This is a genomic window from Teichococcus aestuarii, from assembly GCF_042651065.1.
Classification (GTDB): domain Bacteria; phylum Pseudomonadota; class Alphaproteobacteria; order Acetobacterales; family Acetobacteraceae; genus Pseudoroseomonas; species Pseudoroseomonas aestuarii.
The window spans coordinates 1-18,744 of sequence record NZ_JBHSCH010000060.1 but is presented as its reverse complement, the minus strand read 5'-3'; the positions used below and the strand labels follow the sequence as shown (position 1 = coordinate 18,744).

Here is an 18,744-nt window from a genome sequence, read left to right as displayed (position 1 = left end):
GCTTGATGCATCGAAGGGCAAGGTATAGATTCAGGGCATGGAAGCCCTGCGCCGTTCCCCTCCGCCCCGTGTCGATTATGCCTCCCGGGATTACTGGGCGGGGACGATCAAGATGGGCCTGTCCAAGTTCTTCATCCTGCGTGTCCTGCACGAGGGGCCGATGCACGGCTACGACATCGCCCGCGCCGTCGAGCGCACCACCGGCGGCTGCTGCTCGCCGACCGAGGGAACCATCTATCCCGTCCTCCGCGAATTCGAGAGCGGCGGCTTCGTCACCGTGGCCGAGGAGGTCGTCAGCGGCCGCCAGCGCAAGGTCTATGCGCTGACCGAGGCCGGCCGCGCCGCCTTCCGCGTTGCGCTGGAAGCCTGGATGGAGGCGACCGCGGCCCTGCAGGATACCGGGCGGGCCTTTGCCGCCGCCGACCGCGCGCGCGCCGCGCGCCCCTCCGGCGGGGATTGCTGCGGATGAGCCATCGCGCGGCTTCTCACGCCATCATACCTTACCCTCCGATGTATCAGGGAGCGTGCCCATGACCACCTCCAGTCTTCCGGTCGCCATCATCGGCGCTGGTCCCGTCGGGCTGGCCGCCGCCGCGCAACTCCTCGCCCGCGGGATCGAGCCGCTGCTGCTCGAGGCCGGGCCAGCGGTGGGCCATGCGGTCCGCGCCTGGGGCCATGTGCGCATGTTCTCGCCCTGGGCCTTCAACACCGATGCCGCGGCGCGGGCGCTGCTCGCGGCGGAGGGCTGGACGGCGCCCGAGCCCGGCCACTACCCGACCGGCGCGGAGCTGGTGGCGGACTACCTGGCGCCGCTCGCCGCCACGGCGGCCCTGCGCGGGCGCATCCGCACCGGTGCGAAGGTGGCCGGCGTGGCGCGCCGCGACCTCGGCCGCCTGCATGACGTCGCCGGCCGCGAGGCCACGCCCTTCGTGCTGCATGTCGAGACCTGCTGCGGCACCGAGGCCCTCGAGGCGCGCGCGGTGATCGACTGCTCGGGCACCTGGAACGCGCCGAACCCCGCCGGCAGCCACGGCCTGCCCGCGCCGGGCGAAGCGGCCCAGGCCGGGCGCATCGCCTATGGCATCCCCGACATCCTCGGCGCGGAGCGCATGGCCTATGCGGGGCGGACGACGCTCGTGGTCGGCGCCGGGCACTCCGCCATGAACGCGGTGCTCGACCTGGCCGAGCTGGCGGGGGAGGCGCCCGGCACGCGCATCCTCTGGGCCTTCCGCCGCCCGCTCGGCGCGGTGAGCTTCGGCGGCGGCGCCAGGGACGGGCTCGCCCGGCGCGGCGCGCTCGGCGCCCGCGCCCAGGCGCTGGTGGAGTCCGGCGCGGTCACCGCCCTCGCGCCCTTCCTGATCGACTGTATCGCGGAGCGGGACGGCGCCCTTGCCGTCACCGGCCGGCAGGCGGCGGGGTCGGTGACGGTCGGCGCCGACCGCATGATCGTCGCGGCCGGCTTCCGCCCGGACCTGTCCTTCCTGCGCGAGGTGCGGCTGGCGCTCGACCCGGCGGTGGAGGCGACGCCGGCGCTCGCGCCGCTGATCGACCCCAACCTGCATTCCTGCGGCACCGTCCGCCCGCATGGCGAGGCCGAGCTGCGCCAGCCGGAGGCCGGCTTCTACATCGCTGGCATGAAGAGCTACGGCCGCGCGCCCACCTTCCTGCTGGCGACGGGGCATGAGCAGGTGCGCTCCATCGCGGCCTTCCTCGCCGGCGACCTGGCGGCGGCGCGCCGTGTCGAGCTGGTGCTGCCGGAGACCGGCGTCTGCTCCACCGAGCGCGTGGCGCCCGCCTGCTGCGCGCCGGCGGAGGCGCCGGTCGCGGTGCCGGTGCCGGTGAAAGCCGGCGGCTGCTGCGGCTGAGGGCGCGACGGTGAGCACCGCCCCGCCCGCGCCCCGCGCGGCCGGCGGGCCGCGGATGGGGGTGATCACCGCCATCGGGCTCGGCCAGATCCTCTCCTGGGGCTCGACCTACTACCTGCCCGCCGTGCTGGCGGTGCCGATCGCCGAGGAGACGGGCTGGCCCCTCGGCTGGCTGTTCGGCGCGCTCTCGGCCGGGCTGGTGGTCTCGGGGCTGGTGTCGCCGCGCGTCGGGCGGTTCATCCACCGGCATGGCGGCCGCCCCGTGCTCGCCGCCGCGGCGGCGCTGATCGCGCTGGGCCAGATCGGGCTCTGGGCGGCGCCGAACCTGGCGGCCTTCGTCGCGGCCTGGGTGGTCATCGGCCTGGGGATGGGGGCGGGGCTCTACGATCCCGCCTTCTCGGCGCTGGGCCGCCTCTATGGCGAGGCGGCGCGGCCGGCGATCACCCGGGTGACGCTGTTCGGCGGCTTCGCCAGCACGCTCTGCTGGCCGCTGACGGCGCTGCTGGAATCCTGGCTGGGCTGGCGCGGCGCCTGCCTCGCCTATGCGCTCCTCCATCTCGTCCTGGTCCTGCCGCTCTACCTCGCGATGCTGCCGAAGGAGGCGCGCGCGCCCGAGCCGGCCGCCACGGCGGCGGGCGCCCCGCCGCCCGGCCACCTGCCGGCGGAGCAGCGATTCGCCTTCAACCTGCTCGCCGTGGTGTTCACCCTCGCCTATGGCGTGATGACGGTGATCGCCGTGCACCTGCTCACGCTGCTGCAGGCGCGCGGGCTGGAACTGGCGGCGGCGGTCGCCCTCGGCGCGCTGGTCGGGCCCGCGCAGGTCGGCGGCCGCCTGCTGGAGATGGCCTTCGGCGGGCGGGCGCACCCTGTCTGGACGCTGGTGGCCTCCTGCGGCCTGGTGGCGGCCGGCGCGATCCTGCTGCTGGCCATGCCGGGCTGGGCGGCGGCGGCGATCCTGCTCTACGGCGCCGGCAGCGGGCTGCGCTCCATCGTGCGCGGGACGGTGCCGCTCGTGCTGTTCGGCAGGGAGGGCTACGCGATCCTGATGGGGCGCCTGTCGGTGCCGACGCTGCTGGCCACGGCGGCCGCGCCCATGCTCGGCGTCTGGGCGCTGGAATGGCTCGGGGCCGAGGGCACGCTGGTCGCGCTGGCGGTCGCGGGGGTGGTGAACCTCGTCCTGGTGGCGCCGCTGGTGCCGCTCGCGCTCAGGCCGCGCGGCCGGGCCGCCACGGGCTGACGCCGCCCGGGGGGCGGGGCGGTGGAAGCGGCCCGGGCATGGCCTCGGCCCGCCATCCGGTGCGCCACATCCTCCGGCTTCGGCAGCCCGCCCGCATGCGCCACCACCCCTGGCGCGGAGGCCAGGGCACGGGTGCGCCCGGGGCAGAAGAAGCTGCGCACCCTGCCCATGAGGAAGACCACGGGCACCAGCAGCAGCAGGACCTTCGGCACGTCGTAGAGGAAGAGGCGAAGGCCCTGCCCAGGCGCGGATGCCATCCGACCGGCAGATGCGCGGCCATCCATTCCGGGGCGCGGATGAACTGGCCGTAGAGCAGCGCTCAGGCCCTCAGCGCCAGCGCGGTGCCGGCTGGCCAGGAGAGGGAAGGGCGGGGGTTGCCGCTGGCCAGGCTCATGGAGGGCCTCCCCAGGCCGGCGGCGCCTCGCAGGCCCCGGGGGGGGGCAACCCGGACGCCCAGGGCCGGGCCGCCTCGATCCGGATCAAGGGGAGGGGCATGGCCCGTAGCTTCACCAAAGCTTCACGCTGCCACCTTTGTATTTCGAGTATGCTGGAAATATGGAATCGACGCAGGCTGCCTTCGCCTTTGCCGCCCTGGGGCAGGAAACCCGGCTGGAGCTGCTGCGCGCGCTGCTCGGCGCCGGGCCGGCCGGGCTGGCGGCGGGCGATATCGCGGCGCGGCTCGGCGTGCCGGCTTCCACCCTGTCCTTCCATCTCCGGGCGCTGGAGCAGGCGGGGCTGATCGGTGCCACGCGGCAGGGGCGCCACCTGATCTACGCGCCGCGGATCGCGCATCTGCGCGCCCTGCTGGCTTTCCTGGCCGATGCCTGCTGCGGCGGAGACCCGGCCCGCTGCGGCGACCTCCACCGCCTCTTCGAACCCGATGGGGAGAATGCCCGCATGACTCCGGCACCCTTCAACGTGCTGTTCCTCTGCACGCGCAACTCGGCCCGCTCGATCATGGCAGAGGCCATCCTGAACGGCATCGGCCAGGGCCGCTTCCGGGCCTTCTCGGCCGGCTCCGCCCCGCTGGCCAGCGGGCCGCTGCCCGAGGTGCTGGCGCATCTCAAGGCGCATGGGCACGACGTCTCCAGGCTGTGCTCGAAATCCTGGGACGTGTTCACCGGCCCGGCGGCGCCGCGGATGGATTTCGTCATCGCCCTCTGCGACACGCTGGACCTCCAGGCCTGCCCGGACTTCGCCGGCACGCAGGTCACCGCCGCCTGGCCGCTGCCGGACCCGGCGAAGTTCACGGGCAGCGCGGTGGAGCGGGCGACGCTGCTGAACGAGCTCTATGCCGCCCTGCATCGCCGCCTCGACCTTTTCACCAACCTGCCCTTCGCCGCGCTCGACCGCATGGCGCTGAAGGCGCGGCTGGACGAGCTGGCCCAGCCCCTGGCGCTGGGGAACCGGGCATGATCGAGGCGCGCGCCATGAAGGTCGGCATCAACGGCATGGGGCGGATCGGGCGGCTGGCGCTGCGCGCGGCGCTCGGCGCGGCGGAGCGGCCGGCGGAGGATCCGCGCGCCGGCAACCGGCTGGATGTCGTGCACCTGAACGAGGTGAAGGGCGGCGCCGCCGCGGCGGCCCATCTGCTGGAATTCGACAGCGTGCAGGGCCGCTGGCGCGCGCCGATCGAGGCCGAGGGCGACGGCGCCATCCGCATCGGCGGCCGGCGCCTGGGCTTCTCGGAGCATGCGCGGCCGGGCGACATCCCCTGGGGCGATCTCGGCGTCGACCTGGTGCTGGAATGCACCGGGAAGTTCCTCACGCCCGCGGCCCTGCAAGGCCATCTCGACCGGGGGGCGAGGCGCGTCATCGTCGCCGCGCCGGTGAAGTTCGACAGCGTGCTGAACGTCGTCATGGGCGTGAACGAGACGCTCTATGACCCCGCGCGCCACCCGGTCGTCACCGCCGCCTCCTGCACCACCAACTGCCTCGCCCCGGTGGTGAAGGTGGTGCACGAGGCCATCGGCATCCGCCACGGCCAGATCACCACCATCCACGACCCGACCAACACCAATGTCGTGGTGGACGCGCCGCACAGGGACCTGCGCCGGGCGCGTTCGGCCATGCTCTCCCTGCAGCCGACGACGACGGGCAGCGCCACGGCCATCGCGCTGATCTACCCGGAGCTGAAGGGCAAGCTGAACGGCCACGCGGTCCGCGCCCCGGTGCTCAACGCCTCGCTGACCGACTGCGTCTTCGAGATGCGGCGCGAGACGAGCGCGGAGGAGGTCAATGCCCTGTTCCGCGCCGCCGCCGCCGGGCCGCTCGCCGGCATCCTCGGCCACGAGGATCGCCCGCTGGTCAGCGCGGACTATGCGCGGGACACGCGCAGCAGCATCGTCGATGGCCCTTCGACCCTCGTCACCGACGGCACGCTGCTGAAGATCTACGCGTGGTACGACAACGAGATGGGCTATGCCTGCCGCATGGTCGATCTCGCCTGCCACATGCGTACGGCCGGGATCTGACGCCATGACGGCCCGCGCCGCCGCATCCGGCACCCGCGACTACGTCATCGTGACGCTCGCCTACTGGGGCTTCACGCTGACCGATGGCGCGCTGCGGATGCTGGTGCTGCTGCACTTCTTCCGTCTGGGCTACTCGCCCTTCACCCTCGCCTTCCTGTTCTTGCTCTACGAGGCGGCCGGCATCGGCGCGAACCTCGCCGGCGGCTGGCTGGCGACGCGCTTCGGCATCACGCGCATGCTGGCGATCGGGCTGGCGACGCAGATCGCGGGCTTCCTGCTGCTCTCGGCCCTGTCGCCGGGCTGGGGGGCCGTGCTGTCGGTGGCCTGGGTGGTGCTGGCCCAGGGCGTCTGCGGCGTCGCCAAGGACCTGACCAAGACCGCCTCGAAATCGGCGATCAAGCTCACCGCCGGGGGAGCGTCCGGCCGGCTGTTCCGCTGGGTCGCCTTCTTCACCGGCAGCAAGAACGCGATGAAGGGGGTGGGCTTCTTCCTGGGCGGGCTGCTGCTGGAGCTGCTCGGCTTCCGCGGCGCGCTGTGGCTGATGGCGGTGGCGCTGGCGCTGGTCCTGCTGGGGGTGCTGGCGGCGCTGCCGCCCCTGATGGGCAGGGCCCGCGCCTCCCGCTCGGCGCGGGAGCTGTTCGCCAGGAGCGCCGGCGTCAACCTGCTGGCGCTGGCGCGGATCTTCCTGTTCGGCGCGCGGGATGTGTGGTTCGTGGTGGGCCTGCCGGTCTTCCTCTATGCCAATGGCTGGAGCTTCACGATGGTGGGCGGCTTCCTGGCGCTCTGGACCATCGGCTACGGCCTCGTCCAGGCCAGCGCGCCGGCGCTGGTGCGGCGCAGCGAGGACGGGCTCTCGGCCGAGGTGCCGGCGGCGCGGGGCTGGTCGCTGGCGCTGGCCGCGCTGCCCGCGCTGCTCGCCGCCATGCTCCTGGCGGGGCTGCCCCATGCGGCGCTGTTCGTGCCCGTGGGGCTGTGCGTGTTCGGCCTCCTCTTCGCCGTGAATTCCTCGGTCCATTCCTATCTGGTCCTGGCCTATGCCGGCGGCGAGAAGGCGGCCGAGGATGTCGGCTTCTATTATGCGGCCAATGCGGCGGGGCGGTTCGGCGGTACGCTGCTCTCCGGCCTGCTCTATGGCTGGGGCGGCCTGGCGGCGTGCCTGATCGGCGCCGCGGCCATGCTGGGCCTTTGCTGGGCCACCACCCTGTTCCTGCCGGTGCGGGAGGAGAGGAAGCCGGCCCTGTAGACGGGGCGGGCCGGTGCATCCGTGCCGCTGGCGCGGTTCCTGGCGCCGTTGCCGCCGAGCGTGCCCAGCTCGGGCGGCAGAAGGCATGCCGGCAGGGCGTCCCGGTGATGATCAAGAGATGTTCGGCGGATTCACGAAGGCATAGCGATTGCGGAAGAACATGAAGATCTGCGGCTGGGGCAGGTTGAGATTGTGCTGGATGGAGGGGAAGGCGAGCTGCTCGGCATCAAGGGTGATCATGCGCAGGTGGTTCGTCGGCACCGCCGGATTGTAGGGCGCATTCGGATCGTAGATGCCGAGGCTGACCTGCGAGCCGTTGCGCACATAGGAGTAGGCCGCGACCTGGTGGTTCTGGCCGAGCTTCGGGATGCCGTCGAAGATGTTCGCCGCCTGGGCCGCCACGATGCCGAGCGCCGCGGGGCGGCCTGAGGCGATGTCGGCGCGGATTTTCGGCAGGGCTTCCTTGATGGTGGCGCGCGCCCGGTCGGCGTTCGATTGCGACATGCCGCCGAGATAGGCGTTGAGCGTGCCGATCCCGAGATCCTCATCGATGTGGAAGCTGTCGAGCAGCCGCGACGCGATGTACTGGTACACCGGGTCCTGGTCGGTCGCCGGCACCGCCGTGCGCGGCGGAATCGGCCGCCCGGCCAGGAAATAGTCGATGGCCGAGAAGACCATCCCGCCGCACAGGCCGTTGGAGGCATTGCCGATCCCGATATTGAACGGCGGCGGCAGGGTGTAGACCGGAAGAGACGGCCAGCCGCCATTGGTGAAGCGCCAGCCATGGATCTCCGGCTTGAAGCTGGTCTGCAGCACCTTCGCCGCCTCGATGGTCACCGTGACCTGCGCGTTGTCGCCATCGCCGCCCGCGTAATGGGCGTCCATTCCTGGCGGCACATGCTCGACGAGGTAGCTGTTCGCGCCGGCCCAGGGATTGCTCCAGCGGAAGGTGAACAGGTTCGGCTCGCCATTGAGCACGACGCTGGAGAACGTCACCTGCCCGGCGGTGCCGGTCATCAGCCCCGAGGACTCGCTGGCCAGCACCATCTGGTCGGTCTCCAGCAGCAGCGCGCCCTGCTGCGGGGCCTGGCCCGGGGACCAGATCCCGTGGTCGAGCGAGGCGCCGGACAGCACGAACTGGCTGTCGCTGCGGTTCCGGATGGTGAGCCTGATGCTACGGGCGGCCATGCCTGCTTCTCCCTTCTCTCCCTGGTGTTGCTTCCGGCTGCCGGCGCGAGCCTCACACCGGCGCCGTCACGCTGACCGGCTCCGCCATGCGGCCCAGCGGGTCGATCACCGCGACGAACAGTGTCGCCGGTGCCGCCACGGGGCCGGGCCGGGCCGGGCCGGTCCATTGCAGCGGGCTGCCGTCGAGCTCGACATCCGGCCCGGCGGGCTCGATCGGCCCGTCGCCCCATCGCTGCCAGATCCGCAGCGCGTAGCGGCCCACGGCAAGCGGGTGCGCCGCGGGCGGCGATGGCACCGTCAGCGCGAGGCTGTGGCCGCCGGGCTGCGCCAGCACCGAGACCTGCAGGCCGTCGGGCGGCTCCGGCGCGGCGGGCGCGTGCAGCGCGGCGGCGGGTGCCGAGACCGGGCTGTAGGCGGCCGGCATGTCCGCGATCTGCGCCGGCGAGAGCGGCGCGATGCCGGCGGCGGGCGGGAGGTCCGTCCGTTCCCTCGGCAGGCGGCGCTCCGCCGGCATCCGCACCTCCGCCCAGTAGGCGTAGCGGACGAAGGGCAGCAGCGGCGCCGGGTCGGGGAACTCCGCGGCGAGGAACGGGCCGTCGGGACCCTGCTCGAGCCCGAGCGGCCGCTCATCGACGATGCGGGCATAGACCGGGTCGGCGACGGGGCCCGCCGCGCGGCGCAGCCGCAGCTCGGGCGCGCGGGCCCCGGCGGCCGGCGGGGTGTCGAACAGGCCGGGCTCGCTCGCCTGCAGCGCCACGAGGTCGAGGCCCGGCGCCTCCACCCGCAGGGTGGCGCGGCCGGTCGCGGGATCGACGCGCACGGTCAGGCGCGGCGGGGGAGGCCGGCGCTCGGCCGGCACCGCCACGGCGACCACCGGGCAACTCTCGAAGGGCGCCTCCTGGCCGGCCGGGCCCAGCGGCACGATGCGCAGAAGCTGCACGGCCGAGAACGAGCGCGGCAGCCGCGTGTCCAGCACCGCCCGCCCATCCGGGCCGGCGGCGAGGGGCGGGTCGGTCAGCAGGCGGAAGGAGGACCGCCCGCCAAGCTGCCCCTGCCGGTCGCGGTCGCTCGCGGCCACGGCGATGGCGGCCCGCGAGGAGCCCGGCAGCCCGAGGCTCTTCGCGTCGGCGATGAAGGCGCGGTACAGCGCCCCTGGCGCGGCCGGCCAAGCGAGCTTCAGCTCGACCTCCTCGGCCGGGCCGGGCCGGCTGGTCCAGATCAGCCCCGCCGCCGCCGGCACCACCGGCGGGTGGCGCCGGTCGGTGCAGGAATAGGGCAGGGTCGTCTCCGGCGATGCCACGCCGGCCGCGTCCAGGAAGCCGAGCCGCACGGTCCCCCGCGCCGTCTCGCCTGGCGCTGTGTCCGGCAGCGCCTGCGGCGGAAGCGGCAGCATGCGGCCCGCCCCCGTGTCCGGCCCCGGGACGGGGTGCGACGCCGCCGCCTGGCCGTCCAGCGCGACCGTGACCGCCACGATCTCGCGCGTGCCGGCGGCAAGGCCGGCGGCGGCAGGCACCGGCACGGTGATGAGGAGGTGCCCGGGCGAGGCCTTCCCCGCCGTCCCGTCCTGCGGGCCGTCCGGCACCACCTGCAGCTGCGGCGCCGCTGGCGGCGGCGGCGGGCGCGGGGGGGGCGGGACGTCGAGCTCCACGGCGGGGCCGAAGCGCCCGAACAGGTCGGCGGTGGCGATGCGGTAGCGCATGGGCGGGTCGGCCTCCGGCACCGGCGCGTCCGACAGCAGGCCTCCGGGCAATTGCGGTGGACGCTCCGCGGTGCGGCCGGGCAGCAGCGGCAGGGCGCGCGAGGGGAACTGCGCGCCCGCCGGCAGGGCCACGCTCCGGTGCCGGCTCACCCAGCCGTCCGCTTCCTTGCGGCCCAACGCCACCAGCGCGCCCAGCTCGGGGCGCGGCCAGACGAAGTCCTGGCGGAAGGCAGTGGAGACGCCGTCCGCGCCGATCCAGGCGGCGCGGCCAAGCTCCGGTAGCGGGGTCCCGGGCGGGTCGGGCGGCGGCACCGCGGCCGCGAAGGCGACCAGCCCGCGTGGCTCGAGGCCGTGCCGCGCGGCGGTGTGCTCCGCCTGGCGCAGGGCTTCCTCGGGCCGGGGGGTGCGCACCGCGAGGCGCGCCAGCCGCCCGGCCAGGGCGGCATCCTCCGCCGAGGCGGCGCCGAGCGCGGCGCCGAGGGTGCGCAGGCCGGGCAGCGGCGCCCCGGGATCAGCGGCGAACAGCCCGAACGCGGCATAGGCGGCGGGCGGGGCGGGGTCGGAGCGCTCCCCGACATGCCCGAGCAGGCCGAGGAAGCGGCCGAGGCCGGGGTCCATGGCCTGCAGCAGCAGCCCGCCCTCGATGCGCACCGAGGCGGCATGGCGGTGGCCACGGAGCATCGACACCGCGGGTGGCAGCGCCGCCTGGCGCGGAGAAATGCCGGGATCGCGCAGCATCGTCTCGCAGGCCTCGACGATCGCCTCCGCCTGCGTGCCGACGCGCAGCACCTCGTCCTGCGGGGGAAGCGTTTCGAAGGGGCCATCCGGCTGGTCCGGCGGGCCCAGGCGGCGCGGCGCGGCGCGCTCGACCCGCGCCAGGGCTTCGTCCCGCCCGCGGCCGCCGGCGTACCAGGGCCGGTCCCCGTCCACCGGCAGGCTCAGCAGCTCGGCCGGCCCATGCCCGAGCATCTCCTCCAGCACGCGCGACAGCCGCACCTGCCACAGGCGGAGCCGGGCCTGGCCGCGCCCTTCCAGCCGCAGCCGCTCCACCCGCGGGCCGCCCAGCGTGTAGGGGGGCCGCGATGCCCGCGCGAGGATCCGGTCGCCCATCCGGTCGAGCAGGAGGGCCGTGCCCTCGAACGCCTCCACCGTGACCGCGACAAGGGCCGCGAGGCCGCCCTGGCCGGCCGGCCGGACGATGTCGGCGAAGAGGACGCCCTCCGCAGGCTCCAGCTCGCCATTCTCCCGCGGCCGATGCTCGCGGTCGCGCCAGATGATGCGCGCCTCCGCCGGCTCGGCCGTGACGCGGAAGAGGCCGAAGGGCGCGAGCGGAAAGCCGAGGGCCGGCGAGGGCAGCAGGCGGAGATGGGTGCCCGGCGGCAGGTCGGGGTCCGCCTCGGCCGCGATGGCCAGGGCGGCGAACAGATCCGGTGGCGCCAGCAGCGGCATGGGTCAGGCCTCCCCGGCGAAGCCGGGCCGCTCGCGCAGCGCGAGGCGGCCGGTCACCGTCGCGCCGGCCCGGAGATCCGCGAGCGGCAGCAGGAGCACCGGCGGCACGATCTGCCGCGGCAGCGGGCGCTGGAAGCGCTGCGGCGCGAAGGGGGCCGTGGCGAGCAGCAGCAGCCGCGTGCCGCCGCGGTCCCTGCGCCGGACCGGCAAGGGCAGGCCCTGTGCCGGCGCGGCGCGGGTGAGCACGCGCGGGGCGCCGAGCTCGGCGCGGCCCGGCCGGTGGATGGGCTCCGGGGCCTCCACGAGCACGCCGGCGCAGCGCCAGGCGGGCCCGGCGCCGGCGGAGGGGCGGAGCCAGAGCTGGCTGACGCGCGGCGCCTCGCCGGCTGGCGGCCAGCCCCGCAGGCCGAGCGCCTCCATCGCGGCCTCGAAGGCGGCATCCTCGCCTTCGAGCACCGGCTGGGGGAAGGCCGGCAGGGCGGCGATCTCGATATCCCCCTGCGGGCGGCCGGGATCGCCGGCCGGCGGGAAGCCGAGCCCCGCCATCATCTCGGCCGGCGAGCGCCAGCGCGAGGTGCGGAAGGTCACCCCCGGCAGGCGCCCGTCGGCGCCGCCATCGCCGGCCCTGGCGTGGACATGGACCTCGTACCAGGCGCGGCCTTCCAGCGGCTGCTGCGCCTCGAGCGTGCCGCCCGGCCTGGGCATCGGGCAGGCGGCCCGCCCGGCGCGCTCATGGCGGATGCGGTCGGCGGAGCCGAGCAGCTCGGGCGCGCGGAGCGGCCCCCAGGCCGGCTCCAGCAGGAGAAGCCGCCCCCGGCTCGCCGGGTCCGCCGAGTCGTGCGGCACGTCCACCCGCCGCAGGCCCAGCCTGAGCGCGAAGCCATAGGCCCTGGCGAGGGCGGCCACATGGCCGGCGTCGAAATGCGCGGCCACCGGGTCGTCGCGGAAGCGCGCGGTCTCGCTCTGCGCCGGCGTGTAGCCGAGCAGGTGGCGCTGCAGCATCTCCGGCTCGAAGATGTCGCGGCGGCTGGTCAGGAAGGCGAGGCGCTCGGGCGTGCCGTAATCGGGGCGGCGGTCGGGCACCGGCCCGGCGCCGGCCGGCCGCTGCGGCACCCTGGCGGTCCGGAAGAAGTAGGCGCGGGCGGTCGGCTGGCTCCCCTGGTCCCGGGGCGCGTAGCTCTTGCCCTCCTCCGCCGTCGCCGTCGCCACGGCCTTGCGCGCGCCGGACTCGTCCTGCTCGTAGAGCGTGCCGGTCCAGCGCAGGTCCAGGTCGAGGCGGTAGGTGCGGCCGGGCTGCAGGATGCAGCGCACCGCCGTGCCTGTCGGCTTGTCTGGCGGCTGGGGCCCCGCCGCGGCGGCGGCGAGATAGGCCTCGGCGGCGGCGGCGGCGCCGGCGGCAGCGACCGCGGCCGCCCGCGCCGCGCGGGTGATGCCGCAGAGGCCGAGCATGGCCAGCCGCGCCGCCGGCGCCCAGCGCACCAGCACCGAGGCGATCTCGGCCCGGCCGGGCGTGGCCGGCGCGAACCGCACCGCCACGCGGCCCCCCGGCACCGGCAGGGTGACCGTGGCCCCGCCCGCCCCCCGGGACGTGCGCCAGACGCCGCCGGCCCCGTCGGTCACCGAGACGGCGGGCCCCTCGTCGCTCCAGCGGTCCACCACCAGCCAGAGGCGGGGGCGGAGGAGCGGCGCCGAGGGCCGGATCTCCGCCACATGATCCTGGCGCTGCCCGCGCGACGCGGCCTCCCGCGGCCCGTCCGGCGGCACCTGCCCGAGCTGAAGCCAGCCCTCGAAGCGGCGGTCCGGATCCAGGCCGGGGTCCACCACGAGCGGCGGGTCGAGCCGGCCCGGCTCGGGCGGCTCGTAGCGCAGCGGCGGCGGCAGCAGCGCCGCGGTCGCCGCCCCCAGCGCCACCCCCGGCAAGCGGTCATGCCGGCAGGTCACGAGGGCGGAGAACCGGCTGGCGGCGGGGTCCGGGAGCACCGGGTCGGGCGGCAGGCGCATGCCGCCCGCCTCCGCCGCCGCCCCGGCGCCGACCGCCCAGCCGATCCTCGCCGCATGCTCGAAGCGGCAGATGGTCTCGGAGTCCTCCGCCGGGGAAGGCGGCAGCGAGGCGCCGCCATCCGCCAGGCGGTCGAGCCAGAGGTCGTTGACGCAGGTGAGGAGGACCAGCTCGCCAGCCTGCGGCCGCCTGCCGGGATCGCCGTCCTTGCCCTTCTGCCAGGCGGCGCTCAGCGGCCCCGGCACGGGCGTGCCGGGGCCGTCCTCGTCCCCCGTGACGTCCCGCAGCGAAAGCCCGTGCAGCGACCAGCGATATTCCAGCATCTGGCTGCCGGCCGGCTCGGCTGGCGGCGCCTGGGCCTCCGCCTGGGGGAACTGGCCGCCGGTGAAGGCGCCCACCGCCTGCGGCGTCTGCGCGAAGCCGAGGTGCAGCAGCGTGTCGGGCCAGACCGTCGGCGCGCCGGCCGCGCTGCGCGACAGGGGGGCGATGCGCTCGTAGTGATGGTCGATCAGCTGGGCCAGGTCGCCCGTGGCGGTGTCGCCCTCCAGCCGGTCGAGCGGATGCTGGCCGGGCGGCGGCACGCGGCGCGTCGGCGCGGCGTCGAGCGTGATGTCGACGCAGCCCTCGATGTCGGTGAAGAACAGGTCGATGCGGCCGCAGATCCGGGCCGCGAGGCCGGCGGGCGCGTTCTCGGCGATGATGAAGGCGACATCCGCCTCCACGCCGATGGAGAAGGGGCCGAGATGCAGCGACCCCGCCAGCCGGCCGAAGCCGGCCAGGATGAGGGGATGGGTGGCGAGCAGCAGGTCGGCCCGCGCCTGCACCTCGGCCCAGGCGAAGGGGCGCGGGCCGAGCGCGATGTCCACGCCGAAGCCGAAGGCCAGCACCATGCCATCGGCGATGGTCAGGCCCGGCTGGCCGCGCGGCCAGCGCTCGATGCCCTTGCCGCGCACCATGAGGTAGGCATCGGCCGATTGTTCCAGCAGGCCCGGCAGGATGACGGCCCGCGCCGGGCCCATGCCGCGCCCCTGGCCGGCATAGCCATCCGCGCCCAGGTGGATGAACCAGTCCGCGGCATCCACCCCGGGCTGCCCGCTGGCCGGGAACCAGGCGCCGAGCGGGATGGCGGCACTGAGCAGCGGCGGCATGTTCAGCTCGCCGCGCAGCGCGATGGTGACGCCGTCGCGTGGCGCGATCACGGCGGCGCCCTTGAAGGCCAGGCCCATCTCCGGCCCCGCCGGGCGGTCGTCGATCCCCGGCCGCGGCGACATCACCTTGCTCCAGAGCGCGGCGCGGATGGCGAGGTCGGGCACGGTCAGGAACAGGCCCGCCTTGGTGGAGAAGGAGAAGCCGAGATCCGGGACGGTGCCGATCACCGCCTCCCCGCCGAGCGTGCGGGCCCCGGGCTGGAAGGCGAAGGCATCGGCCGCCGTGGAATCCCAGCCGAGCTGCTGGCCGATCGGGTCCGCGCCGGCCGGGTCCGCGCCAGCCGAGGGCGGCAGCCTCGGGGCGGCGTTGATGCCGAGTGAGCCGGCGAGGCCGTAGATGCCGAGGCCGGTGTTGGCGACCGGGAGCGGGCCCGGCAGATCGGCCCCCAGGCGCAGGAACAGCAGGTAGCTGCCGCCCTCCGGCTGGTAGAGCACCGTCGCCGAGGCGCCGAGGTTGAGCGGGAGGATGGCCAGGCCGAGCCTGGCCGCGAAGCCGCCCTCCCTGAGCAGCTGGAACCGGCCGCGCCCCTCCACCAGCGCCGGGATCGAGACCGCCGCGTCGAGCCCCTCCAGCGAGGCGGTGATCCTCCGGGTGGCGGGATCGAGCGTCGCGCGGATGGTGGCGCCCGAGACCTTCACCGGCCCCAGCTCCAGCTTGAAGCGCAGGTCCACCTCCAGCCACATCGAGCCGCGGCCGGACCGGGTGCCGAGGATGTCGAACAGCGAGGCCGGCCCCTGCACCTGCCAGGCGCCCGGATCCTCGATCTCCATGTCGGCGCGGCTGAAATCGAGGCCGAACATGGCCAGGCCGCCCTTCGACGGATCGATGGTCAGGCCGACATGGCGGTTGCGCACCCGCATCGGCTGCTCGTCCCGGATCCGGACGCTGAGGGCGCCGAGCTCGATCGGGACCACCACCACATCCACCGAGTAGTCGATGGTGAGCTTCAGCGGCTGGCCGAGCGGCAGGCCATGCCCGGCCGCATCCAGCTCCACCCCATGGAGCGTGACGCTGCCCTTGTCCTTCAGGAAGGCGGTCAGGCCGAGGCCGGCGACCAGCAGGGCGTGCAGGACCACCCCGCCGGAATCGGCCTCCGCCGGCGGGCGGTCGGCGACCAGGGCGGTGGCCAGGGCGCCGGCGCCGATCGCCGCCCGGGCAGCCGGGCCGCCCTGCGGCGCATGGACGCTGAGGATGCCTTCCGCGCCCTGGGCCTCGACGCCGAGCGTCAGCCGGGTCAGCGGATCATCCGGCCGGCGCGCGAAGCGGAGGCGGGCGGTGACGGGCCTGCCGGCCGAGAAGGTCAGCGCCTGCCCGCCGACATCCTCCTGCCGCCCGTCGAGGGGCAGGGTCATCGCCGCCTCGACCAGCGTCGGCACGAAGCCCTGCAGCGCGGAGGCCGCCGGATCCTGGCATTCGATCAGCACCTCGATCCCCGGCCGATGTCCGGTGGCGGCGACCCTGGCGTGGACCGCCAGGGCGATGCCCGGCGGGTCGAGCCCGATCTCGACATGCGCGTCCACCGCATGCGCGCCGAGGAAGGGCACGCTTTCCGGCAGGAAGAAGCGCGCCGCCCGCACGACGAGGCCGCGCCAGGCCGGCAGGTCCGCCGGCACCGGGACGGCCTGCCCGCCGATCCGCGTCTCCCCCTCGGCCTTCGCCGTCGTGCTGTCGTCGAGAACGAGGCCCTGCGGCAGGTCGAGGCCGAATCCGGTGTCGCCGATGAGCACGGCCGTGGGCTTCAGCGCCAGGGCGACAATGCCCTCCGCCTGCTCGCCGGCGGGCGTCAGCCGCAGCCGCGCCATGCCGCCGGCCGTACCCTGCACCAGGATCGAAAGCGCCGCGCCTTCGAGCGTCACCTCGCCCGCCGCGGGGACCAGCCATTCGCGGTCGCCGTCGCTCATGCGGCTCGCCGGTTTCAGCGCCGCGCCCGGCGCGCCGGCCACGAACCCGAAGGGGATCCTGACGCCCGGCAGCGCGCTGACCTTCAGCCAGAAGCGGAAGGACGGGCCTGCCTCGAACAGCAGGCGGAAGCCCACCGGTGGGACGGGTGGCGTGAGAGCCAGCGAGAAGAAGCCGAGCGGCTTCGCGCCGGCGCTCATGGCGACATCCCCGCTGATGTCGTCGTCATCCGGGGCGGCCCCTTGTAGCTGGCAACTCTCGAGCAGCGCGCGGATATGTGCCGGAAAGACGATGGCCGCATCGAGCCTGCGGGCGGCCAGCAGGTCCCAGATCGAGGCCATGCCACTGCCCTCCCGGCTTGGGAACCCGGCGCTGGCCGGCTGCCGGCCGGAGCGCCATTCGGTACGATATTGTAATCAGATTCCTGGCTGACGGCGTAAGCCAAGACCGCGGCGCTGGCGCAGTCGTGAACATCCATGCCGGCCGGTTGCGGTCACCCCGGCGCATCCTGGCGGCGGCGCTTCGTCAGGCGGAGATCAGGCCCGCCGCGACCGCGGGGCGAACGCGTCCCGCGCCCGCCGGCGGCCAAAGCACGCCCGTAAATTGCAAAATCGAAACGTTAGGGGCTGCATGAGAATGCCGTGCGATGGCCGGTCCCGCCGGTCAGCCTTCTTCCTGCGTGCGAGACAAAGCGGCGCCGTCGAGCAGCTGGCGCACGACGGCCAGCAGCTCGGAGTCGCTGAAGGGCTTCGGAAGGAAGGCGTCGTAGCTGCGCTGAGAGGTGGCGTTGACCTTCCCCTCCGGAACCCAGGTGGTCAGTGCGATAGGCGTGGCAGAGCCGATTTCCCGGATCCGCGCGATCATCATCATGCCGTCCATGCGCGGCATCATCAGGTCGGTGATGATCAGGTCGGGCGTCTCCCTCTCGGCCAGCACCAGCCCGTCGCGGCCATCCGAGGCCAGCATCACCGCAAAGCCCTCGCTCTCCAGCACCATTTCCATGCTCATCGCGACGACAATCTCGTCCTCGACCACGAGAATCTTCTTCATGTCATGCCCTGGAGGGGAGCGCCGCCCCGCTCGGAGGGGCCATGCTGGAAATGTCCGCGGCGCCGGCCGGCCGTCGTCCCTTCGGGGTTGGCTGCTGGCCGAAGCGGATGCCCTGATCGGTGACGTAGAATTCCTCCGAGAACGGGTCGAAATCGCTGTCCCGGACCTTCAGGATCGAGAGCATGCGGCGAAGCAGGCGCTCATGCCTCTCATAGTGGAGCAGCACCAGGTTCTCCGACTTGGCCGAGAGGTCATCCGGCAGGGACCTCAGCTCGTGGAGCTCATCGATCTCCCGCGTGTAGAGGACGGTCGTGCCCAGAGGCTTCAGGATGTTGTTGAGGGCGTTGATGAGGGTGGGCAGCCGCCTTGGGAACAGCAGGGCGCGGTCGAAAGCCTCCATGCCATCCACGACGACCCGCTTCGCGCCGGTGCGCCGCACCGTATCAATGATCCGCCAGCCCAGCTCGTCCGCCAGATTGTCCGCGACGGGCTGCCACAGGATCTCGACGGCACCGCGTGCGACAAGCCCCTCCAGGTCCACCCCGACGGCCCGGGCCTTGGCCATGAGGTGGGTGGGCGGCTCGTAGAAGCCGAACATCAGCCCGGGAGATTCGGGGGTCGACCCGGTGAGGAAATGCAGGCCCAGGGTTGTCTTGCCGGAGCCCGACGGTCCGATGATGATCGTGGATGAGGTGGAGGGGTAACCCCCTTGCAGCATCGTGTCGAACTGCGCGATCCCGGAGCTGACCCGTGCCATGGGGGAAGAGAGCGCGGGCTGCCGCGGCTGGGCGGCTTCCAGCCGCGGGAAGACGACGATGCCATCATCCGTGATACGGAACACGTGGCGGCCCCGGAGATAGGCGGAGCCGCGCTGCTTGTGCACCACCAGGGCCCGCACGGACCGCGCCTCGCGGATCTCGTCGATGAGCTCCATCCAGCCGTCCACCATGGTGAACTCGGGCGACGACCTCTCCCGGCTCTGGTTCGTCAGCATGAGGATCGCGCTCTGCATGAGGCTGGCGACGCCCTGCACCTCGTGCACGAAGCGCCGGAACTCCGCTTCCGAGCCGAACACGTCATGGATGACGAACAACCCGTCGACGATGACGAGTGTGGCGTTCCGGCGCCGGATCTCCTCGACCAGGAGCCGCTGGAGTGCGGCGGGCCCTTCCTTCATGAGGATAGGAAACGCGCTCAAGTAGGAGATCCGGTCGGGCAGGACTTCAGCGTCGTAGAAGCGCATGGGGCGCATGTAGGACAGCAGGCGGTCGTGCGATTCCGCGAGCAGGCTGACATAGAGCGCATTCCCGCCATGGGCCGCATTGCTGAAGCAGAGCTGACCAGCCCCCATCAACTGTTCCGGGCAAGATTTTAGTGGAGCATGGTCAGAGGCGGCGGCGATGAGCCATTGGAACCGGGGTGGGGCACTGGT

At 74.0% G+C, this 18,744-nt stretch carries 11 protein-coding genes; 6 read left to right on the top strand and 5 right to left on the bottom strand.

From position 1 onward, the window contains the following. Positions 1 to 112 precede the first annotated feature (112 nt). The 6 genes from ACFOY6_RS18850 to arsJ all read left to right on the top strand — a co-directional run bounded on the left by ACFOY6_RS18850 (position 113) and on the right by arsJ (position 6,819). The gene (locus ACFOY6_RS18850) at positions 113 to 469 is read left to right on the top strand and encodes a PadR family transcriptional regulator (protein ID WP_245906707.1); all 357 of its coding nucleotides are present in this window, start codon (positions 113 to 115) and stop codon (positions 467 to 469) included. 61 nt (positions 470 to 530) lie between these two features. Further along, positions 531 to 1,865 carry an NAD(P)-binding domain-containing protein gene (locus ACFOY6_RS18845; RefSeq protein WP_379651930.1) on the top strand — a complete coding sequence of 445 codons (1,335 nt, stop codon included), beginning with the start codon at positions 531 to 533 and terminating at the stop codon, positions 1,863 to 1,865. A gap of 10 nt (positions 1,866 to 1,875) precedes the next feature. Continuing rightward, positions 1,876 to 3,102 carry an MFS transporter gene (locus tag ACFOY6_RS18840; RefSeq protein WP_379632470.1) on the top strand — a complete coding sequence of 409 codons (1,227 nt, stop codon included), beginning with the start codon at positions 1,876 to 1,878 and terminating at the stop codon, positions 3,100 to 3,102. 555 nt (positions 3,103 to 3,657) lie between these two features. Next, the gene (locus tag ACFOY6_RS18835) at positions 3,658 to 4,518 is read left to right on the top strand and encodes a metalloregulator ArsR/SmtB family transcription factor (RefSeq protein ID WP_379651929.1); all 861 of its coding nucleotides are present in this window, start codon (positions 3,658 to 3,660) and stop codon (positions 4,516 to 4,518) included. Then, positions 4,515 to 5,576, top strand: a complete 1,062-nt coding sequence (locus ACFOY6_RS18830) for an ArsJ-associated glyceraldehyde-3-phosphate dehydrogenase (RefSeq protein ID WP_456316947.1) — start codon at positions 4,515 to 4,517, stop codon at positions 5,574 to 5,576. The genes ACFOY6_RS18835 and ACFOY6_RS18830 overlap by 4 nt, the downstream gene beginning before the upstream one ends. 4 nt (positions 5,577 to 5,580) lie before the next feature. Continuing rightward, positions 5,581 to 6,819: an organoarsenical effux MFS transporter ArsJ gene (gene arsJ, locus ACFOY6_RS18825; RefSeq protein WP_379651928.1), complete on the top strand. Its 1,239-nt coding sequence runs from the start codon at positions 5,581 to 5,583 to the stop codon at positions 6,817 to 6,819. A 111-nt stretch (positions 6,820 to 6,930) separates the two neighbouring features. Here arsJ and ACFOY6_RS18820 read toward each other — a convergent pair whose 3' ends face one another. The 5 genes from ACFOY6_RS18820 to ACFOY6_RS18800 form a co-directional block, all read right to left on the bottom strand. Beyond that, on the bottom strand, positions 6,931 to 8,007 hold the full coding sequence (locus ACFOY6_RS18820; RefSeq protein ID WP_379651927.1) for a hypothetical protein: 1,077 nt from the start codon (positions 8,005 to 8,007) through the stop codon (positions 6,931 to 6,933). A gap of 52 nt (positions 8,008 to 8,059) precedes the next feature. Next, complete coding sequence (locus ACFOY6_RS18815) at positions 8,060 to 11,155, bottom strand: hypothetical protein (RefSeq protein ID WP_379651926.1); 3,096 nt, start codon at positions 11,153 to 11,155, stop codon at positions 8,060 to 8,062. Between the two features lie 3 nt (positions 11,156 to 11,158). Next, a complete protein-coding gene (locus tag ACFOY6_RS18810; RefSeq protein ID WP_379651925.1) occupies positions 11,159 to 16,603 on the bottom strand; it encodes a hypothetical protein in 5,445 nt (1,814 codons plus the stop codon). A 322-nt stretch (positions 16,604 to 16,925) separates the two neighbouring features. Continuing rightward, complete coding sequence (locus ACFOY6_RS18805) at positions 16,926 to 17,312, bottom strand: response regulator transcription factor (protein ID WP_379651924.1); 387 nt, start codon at positions 17,310 to 17,312, stop codon at positions 16,926 to 16,928. Between the two features lies 1 nt (position 17,313). Next, the coding region (locus ACFOY6_RS18800; protein WP_379651923.1) for an RAD55 family ATPase at positions 17,314 to 18,744 on the bottom strand (1,431 nt) is incomplete at its 5' end.

Coding starts and splice junctions, on each gene's coding strand:
- ACFOY6_RS18850 (WP_245906707.1), top strand. CDS start 113: ATGGGCCTGTCCAAGTTCTTCATCCTGCGTGTCCTGCACGAGGGGCCG.
- ACFOY6_RS18845 (WP_379651930.1), top strand. CDS start 531: ATGACCACCTCCAGTCTTCCGGTCGCCATCATCGGCGCTGGTCCCGTC.
- ACFOY6_RS18835 (WP_379651929.1), top strand. CDS start 3,658: ATGGAATCGACGCAGGCTGCCTTCGCCTTTGCCGCCCTGGGGCAGGAA.
- ACFOY6_RS18830 (WP_456316947.1), top strand. CDS start 4,515: ATGATCGAGGCGCGCGCCATGAAGGTCGGCATCAACGGCATGGGGCGG.
- arsJ (WP_379651928.1), top strand. CDS start 5,581: ATGACGGCCCGCGCCGCCGCATCCGGCACCCGCGACTACGTCATCGTG.
- ACFOY6_RS18820 (WP_379651927.1), bottom strand. CDS start 8,007: ATGGCCGCCCGTAGCATCAGGCTCACCATCCGGAACCGCAGCGACAGC.
- ACFOY6_RS18815 (WP_379651926.1), bottom strand. CDS start 11,155: ATGCCGCTGCTGGCGCCACCGGATCTGTTCGCCGCCCTGGCCATCGCG.
- ACFOY6_RS18810 (WP_379651925.1), bottom strand. CDS start 16,603: ATGGCCTCGATCTGGGACCTGCTGGCCGCCCGCAGGCTCGATGCGGCC.
- ACFOY6_RS18805 (WP_379651924.1), bottom strand. CDS start 17,312: ATGAAGAAGATTCTCGTGGTCGAGGACGAGATTGTCGTCGCGATGAGC.